Genomic DNA, 10,001 nt, shown 5'->3' on the forward strand with positions numbered 1-10,001 from the left:
TATGGGTCTCGAAGAGAAACTGCCCAGCGGGTTCCTGCTGAGCACGGTCGAGGATTTCGCCGGCTACCTGCGCAAAGGCTCGGTCTGGCCGGCCACGTTCGGGCTGGCGTGCTGCGCGATCGAGATGATGGCCACCGGCGCCGGACGATTCGACATCGCCCGCTTCGGCATGGAAGCCTTCCGCGCCTCCCCCCGCCAGGCCGATCTGATGATCGTGGCCGGACGGGTCAGCCAGAAGATGGCGCCGGTGCTGCGGCAGGTCTACGACCAGATGACCGAACCGAAATGGGTACTGGCCATGGGCGTCTGCGCGTCCTCGGGCGGGATGTTCAACAACTACGCGATCGTGCAGGGCGTCGACCACATCGTCCCGGTCGACATCTACCTGCCCGGCTGCCCGCCGCGGCCGGAGATGCTGCTCAACGCGATCCTGGCCCTGCACGCCAAGATCGCCGAGATGCCGATGGGCGTCAACCGGGAAGAAGCGGTGCGCGCCGCCGAACAGGCCGCCCTCGCCAGCACGCCGACCATCCGGATGGAGGGCCTGCTGCGATGACCTTCGACTCCCCCGAAGGAACCGACGACACTGCCGGACAACAGGTTCCGCAGGAATCCACCCCCAGCCCGGCGTCGCAGCCCGCGCCGGCCGAGGACGAGGTCATCGGTACCCGGCACGGCATGTTCGGTGTCAGCGGCACCGGTGACACCTCCGGTTACGGCGGCCTGGTCACTCCGGTCACCCTGCCCGGCGGTACCCCACCGCCCTACGGTGGCTGGTTCGACGCCTTCGTCGGCACCGTGCGCGCCGCACTGACCCACCGCGTCATCGCCTTCGACGCCGCGATCGAGAAGATCGTCGTCTTCCGCGACGAACTGACCCTGCACGTGCGCCGCGAACACCTCGTCGACGTGGCAGGCGCGCTGCGCGACGACAGCGCGCTGCGCTTCGAACTGTGCCTGGGCGTCAACGGCGTGCACTACCCCGACGACGCGGGCCGCGAACTGCACGCGGTCTACCACCTGATGTCGATCACCCACAACCGGCGGGTACGCCTGGAAGTGTCGGCCCCCGACGCCGACCCGCACATCCCGTCGCTGTTCGCGATCTACCCGACCACCGACTGGCACGAACGCGAAACCTACGACTTCTTCGGCATCCGCTTCGACGGGCACCCCTCCCTGACCCGCATCACGATGCCCGACGACTGGCGCGGTCACCCCCAGCGCAAGGACTACCCGCTCGGCGGGATCCCGGTGGAGTACAAGGGCGCGCGGATACCGCCGCCCGACGAGCGGAGGACCTACAGCTGATGACCGACACCGATTTCCGCCGCGACGAACCACAGGTCGTCACCGTCGCAGGCCAGGACTGGGACCAGGTCAGCGAAGTACTCGAGGGCACCCGCGAAGAACGCATCGTGGTCAACATGGGCCCGCAGCACCCCTCCACGCACGGCGTGCTGCGCCTGATCCTCGAAATCGAAGGCGAAACCGTCACCGAAGCCCGCTGCGGCATCGGCTACCTGCACACCGGCATCGAGAAGAACCTCGAATTCCGCACCTGGACCCAAGGCGTCACCTTCGTGACCCGGATGGACTACCTGTCCCCGTTCTTCAACGAAACCGCCTACTGCCTCGGCGTGGAGAAACTGCTCGGCATCACCGACGACATCCCCGAACGCGCCACCGTCGTGCGGGTGCTGCTGATGGAGCTCAACCGCATCTCCTCGCACCTGGTGGCACTGGCCACCGGCGGCATGGAACTGGGGGCGCTGACCCCGATGCTGTTCGGGTTCCGTGAACGCGAACTCATCCTCGACGTCTTCGAAGCCATCACCGGACTGCGGATGAACCACGCGTTCATCCGGCCCGGCGGCCTCGCCCAGGACCTGCCCGACGACGGCGTCACCAAGGTCCGCGAACTCCTCGACATCCTGCCCGGCCGGTTGCGCGACCTGGAACACCTGCTCAGCGCGAACCCGATCTGGAAGAAGCGCACCCAGGACATCGGCTACCTCGACCTCACCGGGTGCATGGCACTCGGGATCACCGGACCGGTGCTGCGCTCCACCGGCCTGCCACACGACCTGCGCAAATCCGCGCCCTACTGCGGCTACGAGAACTACGAGTTCGACATCCCGACCACCACCGGCTGCGACTGCTACGGCCGCTACCTGATCCGCGTCGCCGAGATGAGCGAATCGATCAAGATCGTCGAACAGTGCCTGGACAAACTGCGTCCCGGCCCGGTGATGATCGATGACAAGAAGATCGCCTGGCCCGCCGACCTCGAACTGGGACCCGACGGACTCGGCAACTCGCCCCAGCACATCGGCAAGATCATGGGCACCTCCATGGAATCGCTGATCCACCACTTCAAGATCGTCACCGAAGGCATCAGAGTCCCCGCCGGACAGGTGTATTCGGCGGTGGAGTCCCCGCGCGGCGAACTGGGCGTGCACATGGTCAGCGACGGCACCACCCGCCCCTACCGGGTGCACTACCGCGACCCCTCGTTCACCAATCTGCAGGCCGTGGCGGCGATGTGCGAAGGCGGCATGGTCGCCGACGTCATCGCCGCCGTCGCCAGCATCGACCCCGTAATGGGTGGTGTAGACCGATGACAACCGAAAACCCCGCAGGCACAGTGATCCTGCTGAACCTCACCACGCGACCGGAACCGTATCCGCCGCACGTGCGCCAGCGTCTCGAGCTCGACGCGAAGGAAGTCATCGCCCGCTACCCGCATCCCCGCTCGGCGCTGCTGCCGCTGCTGCACCTCGTGCAGGCCGAGGAGGGCTGTGTCACCGGGACCGGGATCGACTTCTGCGCCGAACATCTCGGCCTCACCGGCGCCGAGGTGACCGCGGTCGCCACCTTCTACTCCATGTACCGGCGCACACCCACCGGCGACTATCACGTCGGTGTCTGCACCAACACCCTGTGCGCGGTGCTCGGCGGCGACGCGATCTACGACGCGCTGCAACAGCATCTGGGCATCGGGCACGGCCAGACCACCGACGACGGCGCGATCACCCTCGAGCACGTCGAATGCAATGCCGCCTGCGACTACGCCCCGGTCATGATGGTGAACTGGGAGTTCTTCGACAACCAGACCCCGGAAACGGCCGTCGCGATCACCGACGCCCTGCGCGCCGGACATCAGGTGCGCCCCACCCGCGGGGCACCACTGTGCACTTTCCGCGAGACCGCCCGCATCCTGGCCGGCTTCCCCGACGAACGCCCCGGCGCCCTCGACGGAGCCCCCGGCCCGGCCACCCTCGCCGGCCTGCACGCCGCCGACGACACCGACGACTCCACGGGGGGCCTGAGATGACACTGACCCCGGTCCTGAGCCGGCACTGGGCCGAGCCCCGCTCCTGGACACTCGACAGCTATCTCGCCACCGGCGGCTACGAAGGACTGCGCGCGGCCCTGCGCCGCGAACCCGACGAAGTGATCCAGCTCGTCAAGGACGCCGGACTGCGCGGACGCGGCGGCGCCGGATTCCCCACCGGGATGAAATGGTCGTTCATCCCGCAGGGCCCCGGCCCCGACGGCACGACGAAACCGCACTACCTCGTCGTCAACGCCGACGAATCCGAACCCGGTACCTGCAAAGACATTCCGCTGATGCTGGCCACCCCGCACACCCTCGTCGAAGGCGTGATCATCGCCGCCTACGCGATCCGCGCACAGACCGCGTTCATCTACGTGCGCGGCGAAGTCGTGCCGGTGCTGCGGCGACTGCAGGCCGCCGTCGCCGAGGCCTACGCGGCCGGCTACCTCGGCCGCGACATCCTCGGCTCCGGCCTCGACCTGGAACTGATCGTGCACGCCGGGGCAGGCGCCTATATCTGCGGTGAGGAGACCGCGCTGCTCGACTCGCTCGAGGGCCGCCGCGGCCAGCCGCGCCTGCGGCCCCCGTTTCCCGCGGTGGCCGGCCTCTACGCCTGCCCGACCGTGGTCAACAATGTCGAATCCATCGCCAGCGTCCCGTCGATCCTGCGCCACGGCACCGAATGGTTCCGGTCCATGGGTTCGGAGAAATCGCCCGGCTTCACGTTGTATTCGCTGTCGGGCCATATCGCGCGACCCGGCCAATACGAGGCGCCGCTGGGCATCACCCTGCGCGAACTGCTCGGCTACGCCGGTGGTGTGCGGGCAGGGCACACCCTGAAATTCTGGACGCCCGGTGGCTCGTCGACCCCGCTGTTCACCGACGAGCACCTCGATGTCGCGCTCGACTACGAAGGCGTCGCCGCCGCCGGATCCATGCTGGGCACCAAAGCGCTGCAGATCTTCGACGACACCACCTGTGTCGTGCGGGCGGTGCTGCGCTGGACCGAGTTCTACGCTCACGAATCGTGCGGCAAGTGCACGCCGTGCCGCGAGGGCACCTACTGGCTGGTGCAGCTGCTGCGCGATCTGGAAGCCGGTCGGGGCAGCGAAGCCGACCTGGACAAGCTCGCCGACATCGCCGACAACATCAACGGCAAATCGTTCTGTGCGCTCGGCGACGGCGCGGCCAGCCCGATCTTCTCCTCGCTGAAGTACTTCCGTGCGGAATACCTCGAGCATCTGCGCCGCGGCGGCTGTCCGTTCGATCCGGCCCGCGCCACGGTGTGGGCTCCGGCAGAGGGAGGGAACCGATGACCGCGATCGCACCGGGGAACAGCAGTGACGTGGTCCCCGCCGACCTGGTCAGTGTCACCATCGACGACGCCACGATCCAGGTGCCCGCCGGCACCCTGCTGATCCGTGCCGCCGAACTGATCGGCGTGCAGATCCCACGTTTCTGCGATCATCCGCTGCTCGAACCGGTCGGCGCCTGCCGTCAGTGCCTGGTCGAGGTCGAAGGTCAGCGTAAACCGGTGGCCTCCTGCACGATCCCGGTCACCGACGGCATGGTCGTGCGCACCCAGCTCAGCTCGCCGGTCGCGGAGAAGGCGCAGCGTGGGGTGATGGAACTGCTGCTGATCAACCACCCGCTGGACTGCCCGGTCTGCGACAAGGGCGGGGAGTGCCCGCTGCAGAACCAGGCCATGTCCACCGGCAGCGCCGAATCCCGGTTCGAGGGCGAGAAACGCACCTATCCCAAGCCGATTCCGCTGTCCTCGGCGGTGCTGCTGGACCGGGAACGGTGTGTGCTGTGCGCGCGCTGCACCCGGTTCTCCCAGCAGGTCGCCGGTGACCCGTTCATCGAGTTGATGGATCGTGGTGCGCTGCAACAGGTCGGCATCGCCCAGGCCGAACCGCTCGACTCGTACTTCTCGGGCAACACTGTGCAGATCTGCCCGGTCGGCGCGCTCACCGGCACCTCCTACCGGTTCCGGGCCCGCCCGTTCGACCTGGTCTCCACCCCGAGCGTCTGCGAGCACTGCGCCTCCGGCTGCGCGCAGCGCACCGATCACCGGCGCGGGAAAGTGTTGCGCCGCTTGGCCGGTGACGATCCACAGGTCAACGAGGAATGGAACTGCGACAAGGGCCGCTGGGCCTTCGCCTACGCCACCGAACGCGACCGGCTCACCACCCCGCTGGTGCGCGGCTGGGACGGCGTGCTGGCGCCCGCGTCCTGGCCCGAGGCGCTCGCCGCCGCGGCGACCGGGCTGCGGGCCGCGATCGGCAACGCCGGTGTGCTCGTCGGCGGACGGGTCACCGAGGAGGACGCCTACGCCTACAGCAAGTTCGCGCGGATGGTGCTGGCCACCAACGACATCGACTTCCGCAGCCGCGTCCACTCCGAGGAAGAGGAACGGTTCCTGGCGGCGCGGATCGCCGGACGCGGTGTGCAGGTCAACTACCGGGCGCTGAGCCAGGCGCCGGTGGTGCTGCTCGTCGGGTTCGAACCCGAAGAAGAGTCCCCGATCGTGTACCTGCGGTTGCGCAAAGCCACCCGCACCCACGGACTGCGGGTGGTGTCGCTGGCGCCGTTCGCCTCCCGCGGACTCGAACGTCTCACCGGCGCGCTCATCCAGACCCCGCCCTGCGGTGAGGCCGAGGTCCTGGCCGCCATCGGCGCCGAAACCTCCGCCGACGCCGCCGAACTCATGGACCTGCTCCGTAGTCCCGGCGCGGTGATCATGGCCGGGGAACGGCTCGCGGGCAGCCCGGGCGCGCTCTCGGCGGTGGTCCGGCTCGCCGATGCCACCGGCTCCGCCCTGGCCTGGGTGCCGCGCCGCGCCGGGGAACGGGGCGCGCTGGAAGCCGGGGCGCTGCCGAGTCTGCTGCCCGGTGGCCGTCCGGTCATCGATCCGGCGGCCCGCCAGCAGGTTCGCCATCGCTGGCAGGCCGGTGAACTGCCGGTCAGTCTCGGCCGCGACACCGCCGGCATCCTTGCCAACGCCGAGCAGGCCGGCGCGCTGGTGATCGGCGGCATCGATCCGGCCGACCTGCCCGACCCGGCCGCCGCGCTGGCCGCCATCGACGCCGCACGGTTCGTCGTCAGCCTCGAACTGCGCCACAGCGCCGTCACCGAACGCGCCGACGTGGTGTTCCCGGTCGCGCCCGTCACGGAGAAGTCCGGGACCTTCCGCACCTGGGAAGGCCGGGCGCGGCCGTTCACGGCGGCCCCGCTCGACACCACCCGCCGGGTCGCGGCGCCGCTGCCGGATCTGCGGGTCCTGCATTCCCTCGCCGCCGAGATGGGTGTGCCGATCGGGCTGCCCGACACCGCCACCGCCCGCGCCGAACTCGACACCCTCGGCGCCTGGACCGGTGACCCGATCAGCGCCCCGGAATCCACCAGCCAGACCAGACCCGCACCCGGCCCGGGGACCGCGGTGCTGGCCGGGTGGCGGATGCTGCTGGACGCGGGCCGCATGCAGGACGGTGAACCGAACCTCGCCGGTGTCGCCCGGCCACCGGTGGCGCGCCTGTCGGCCGCGACCGCCGCCGAGATCGAAGCCGCCGACGCCGATCACGTCATCGTCTACACCGACCGCGGCGAGATCACGGTGCCGCTGATGATCACCGACCTGCCCGACCGGGTCGTGTGGCTGCCGCTGCACTCACCCGGGTGCACGGTCGCCGCCGAACTCGGAGTGACTCCCGGCGCCGTGGTGCGCCTGCGCCGCGCCGACGACAGGATGAAGGAACACCGTCATGAGTGATCCCGTGCACTACCTGGCGGCCGACGCCGTGTTCGGCACCGACCCGCTGTGGCTGGTGGTGGTCAAGGCGTTGGGTGTGTTCGTGTACCTGATGCTGGTGCCGTTGATCGCGGTGTTCGCCGAACGCCGCGTCGTGGCCAGAATGCAGATGCGGTTGGGCCCCAACCGGATCGGGCCCGGCGGCATGCTGCAATCGGTCGCCGACGGGGTGAAGATGGCACTCAAGGAAGACATCATCCCGGCCATCGTCGACAAACCGATCTTCGTGCTCGCCCCGATCATCTCGGTGATCCCGGCGTTCATGGCGTTCGCGGTCATCCCGTTCGGCCCCGAGGTGTCGATCTTCGGTACCCGGACCCCGTTGCAGCTCACCGACATGCCCGTCGGCGTGCTCTACATCCTCGCCATCACCTCGATCGGCGTCTACGGCATCGTGCTCGCGGGCTGGTCGTCGAATTCGACCTATCCGCTGCTGGGCGGGCTGCGCTCGACCGCGCAGGTCATCTCCTACGAGATCGCGATGGCGCTGACCTTCGCCACGGTGTTCCTGCTCTCGGGCACCATGGCGACCTCGGGCATCGTGTCCGCGCAGGAAGGCACCTGGTACGTCTTCCTGCTGCTGCCCTCGTTCCTCATCTACTGCGTGGCCATGGTCGGTGAGACCAACCGCGCACCCTTCGACCTGCCCGAAGCCGAAGGCGAACTGGTCGGCGGCTTCCACACCGAGTACTCCTCGCTGAAGTTCGCGATGTTCATGCTGGCCGAATACGTCAACATGGCCACCGTGTCGGCGCTGGCGACCACCTTGTTCCTCGGCGGCTGGCGGGCCCCGTTCCCGATCAACCTGTGGGAGGGCGCCAACTCCGGCTGGTGGCCGCTGCTGTGGTTCACGATCAAGGTCTGGTCGTTCCTGTTCGTGTTCGTGTGGCTGCGCGGCACCCTGCCCCGGCTGCGTTACGACCAGTTCATGAACCTGGGCTGGAAACTGCTCATCCCCACCTCGCTGGTGTGGGTGATGATCGTGGCCGCCGCCCGCGTGCTCGACATCGAGGGCATCCCCGGGCAGACCGCGATCCTCGTCGGTGTCGGGGTGGTGATCACCGTGGCGCTGATCGCGATGTTCCTGCGGGCGGGCCGCGCGCGCGGACTTCCGCCGCTGCCGCAGCCCGAACCCGCGAAATCGGCGGTCTTCCTCGGGTTCCCGGTACCGCCGATGCCGCCACGTCAGGTGTCCGCCGAACCCGAGGTCGGGCTGCTGGAACCGCTGGCGGGTTTCGCGGTCACCGCGGCGACGATGTTCAAGAAACCCAATACCGAGTCCTACCCGGAACAGAAGGTGCCGACCGCGCCGCGCTATCACGGCCGCCACCAGCTCAACCGGTATCCCGACGGGCTCGAGAAATGCATCGGCTGCGAACTGTGCGCCTGGGCCTGCCCAGCCGACGCGATCTACGTCGAAGGCGCCGACAACACCGAGGAGCGACGATTCTCCCCCGGTGAACGGTACGGGAGCGTCTACCAGATCAACTATCTGCGCTGCATCGGCTGCGGACTGTGCATCGAAGCGTGCCCGACCCGCGCGCTCACGATGACCAACGAATACGAGATGACCGACGACAACCGCGCCGATCTGATCTACGAGAAGGACCAGCTGCTCGCCCCGATGGAACCGGGGATGGCCGCCCCGCCGCACGCGATGGCGCCGGGCACCGACGCCGCCGACTACTACCTGGGCCGGGTGCGGCCCGCCACGTCGGAAGAGGTGCTGCGATGACCACCGCACACGTACTGGCCGCCGGCATCGCCGACACCTCCACCGGGGAGGCGGTGCTGTTCTGGGTGCTGGCGCCCATCGCCGTGCTCGGCGCGCTGGGCATGGTGTCGGCGGCCAAGGCCGTGCACTCGGCACTGTGCCTGGCCGCCACCATGATCGCGCTGGCCGTGTTCTACATCGCCCAGGGCGCACTGTTCCTCGGGGTCGTGCAGATCGTGGTCTACACCGGCGCGGTGATGATGCTGTTCCTGTTCGTGCTGATGCTCGTCGGCGTCGATTCCGCCGAATCGTTGAAGGAGACACTGCGCGGGCAGCGAATCGCGGCCGCCGTCGTCGGTGTCGGGTTCGGATTGCTGCTCATCGGCGGCATCGGATCGGCATTGCGCGACAGCACCACCGCCTACCCCGGCACCGGATTCGGTGATCGTGACGTCATCGCCGAACTCGCCGAACTGATCTTCCTGCGCTACGTGTGGGCCTTCGAACTCACCGGCGCCCTGCTGATCACCGCGACCATCGGCGCCATGGTGCTCGCCCACCGCGAACACTTCACCCCGCGCCGCGGCCAGCGGGAACTCTCGCGTGACCGGTTCCGCACCGCGGGCAGGCGGCCCACACCGATGCCGACACCGGGTGTGTACGCACGCCACAACGCGGTCGACAGTCCCGCCCAGCTACCCGACGGCTCGTTCGCCGAGCTGTCGGTCAGCACGATCCTGCGTCACCGCCGCACCCGCGCGCACACCGAGGCCGCCGCGCTCTCGGTCGGCACGGGCAGCGACGTCACCCCGACGGCCGACGAGGAAGGCACCCGGTGAACCCCGAGAACTACCTGTTCCTGTCTGCGCTGCTGTTCACCATCGGCGCCGCCGGAGTGCTGTTGCGCCGCAACGCGATCGTGGTGTTCATGTGCATCGAGCTGATGCTCAACGCGGTGAACCTCGCCTTCGTCACCTTCGCCCGCCTGCACAGCAATCTCGACGGGCAGGTGATCGCCTTCTTCACCATGGTCGTCGCCGCCGCCGAGGTGGTCGTCGGGCTGGCGATCATCATGACGATCTTCCGTGCCCGCCGGTCGACCTCGGTCGACGCCGCCAACCTGCTGAAGTTCTGAC

Annotated in this window: 9 protein-coding genes; all 9 read left to right on the forward strand. The window is 68.6% G+C overall.

Annotated features, from left to right (window positions below; translation table 11 throughout):
• The first annotated feature begins 1 nt into the window (after position 1).
• From ACFXK0_RS07115 to nuoK, 9 genes are read left to right on the forward strand one after another with little or no spacing between them, the layout of a single operon-like run.
• Positions 2-556 carry a NuoB/complex I 20 kDa subunit family protein gene (locus ACFXK0_RS07115; RefSeq protein ID WP_379408957.1) on the forward strand — a complete coding sequence of 185 codons (555 nt, stop codon included), beginning with the start codon at positions 2-4 and terminating at the stop codon, positions 554-556.
• Positions 553-1,311: an NADH-quinone oxidoreductase subunit C gene (locus tag ACFXK0_RS07120; RefSeq protein WP_379408958.1), complete on the forward strand. Its 759-nt coding sequence runs from the start codon at positions 553-555 to the stop codon at positions 1,309-1,311. The genes ACFXK0_RS07115 and ACFXK0_RS07120 overlap by 4 nt, the downstream gene beginning before the upstream one ends.
• The gene (gene nuoD, locus ACFXK0_RS07125) at positions 1,311-2,624 is read left to right on the forward strand and encodes an NADH dehydrogenase (quinone) subunit D (protein ID WP_379408960.1); all 1,314 of its coding nucleotides are present in this window, start codon (positions 1,311-1,313) and stop codon (positions 2,622-2,624) included. Before ACFXK0_RS07120 ends, nuoD begins: the two co-directional genes overlap by 1 nt.
• Positions 2,621-3,337, forward strand: a complete 717-nt coding sequence (nuoE, locus tag ACFXK0_RS07130) for an NADH-quinone oxidoreductase subunit NuoE (RefSeq protein ID WP_379408961.1) — start codon at positions 2,621-2,623, stop codon at positions 3,335-3,337. Before nuoD ends, nuoE begins: the two co-directional genes overlap by 4 nt.
• Complete coding sequence (gene nuoF / locus ACFXK0_RS07135; RefSeq protein WP_379408963.1) at positions 3,334-4,656, forward strand: NADH-quinone oxidoreductase subunit NuoF; 1,323 nt, start codon at positions 3,334-3,336, stop codon at positions 4,654-4,656. Before nuoE ends, nuoF begins: the two co-directional genes overlap by 4 nt.
• Positions 4,653-7,112 (forward strand): NADH-quinone oxidoreductase subunit G, encoded by a 2,460-nt coding sequence (locus ACFXK0_RS07140; protein WP_379408965.1) that lies wholly within the window; start codon positions 4,653-4,655, stop codon positions 7,110-7,112. Before nuoF ends, ACFXK0_RS07140 begins: the two co-directional genes overlap by 4 nt.
• On the forward strand, positions 7,105-8,886 hold the full coding sequence (gene nuoH / locus ACFXK0_RS07145) for an NADH-quinone oxidoreductase subunit NuoH (RefSeq protein ID WP_379408966.1): 1,782 nt from the start codon (positions 7,105-7,107) through the stop codon (positions 8,884-8,886). Before ACFXK0_RS07140 ends, nuoH begins: the two co-directional genes overlap by 8 nt.
• Positions 8,883-9,704 (forward strand): NADH-quinone oxidoreductase subunit J, encoded by an 822-nt coding sequence (locus ACFXK0_RS07150; RefSeq protein WP_379408968.1) that lies wholly within the window; start codon positions 8,883-8,885, stop codon positions 9,702-9,704. The genes nuoH and ACFXK0_RS07150 overlap by 4 nt, the downstream gene beginning before the upstream one ends.
• Positions 9,701-10,000 (forward strand): NADH-quinone oxidoreductase subunit NuoK, encoded by a 300-nt coding sequence (nuoK, locus tag ACFXK0_RS07155; protein ID WP_379408969.1) that lies wholly within the window; start codon positions 9,701-9,703, stop codon positions 9,998-10,000. The genes ACFXK0_RS07150 and nuoK overlap by 4 nt, the downstream gene beginning before the upstream one ends.
• Position 10,001 lies beyond the last annotated feature (1 nt).

The organism is Nocardia sp. NPDC059177 (assembly GCF_042755165.1).
GTDB lineage: Bacteria > Actinomycetota > Actinomycetes > Mycobacteriales > Mycobacteriaceae > Nocardia.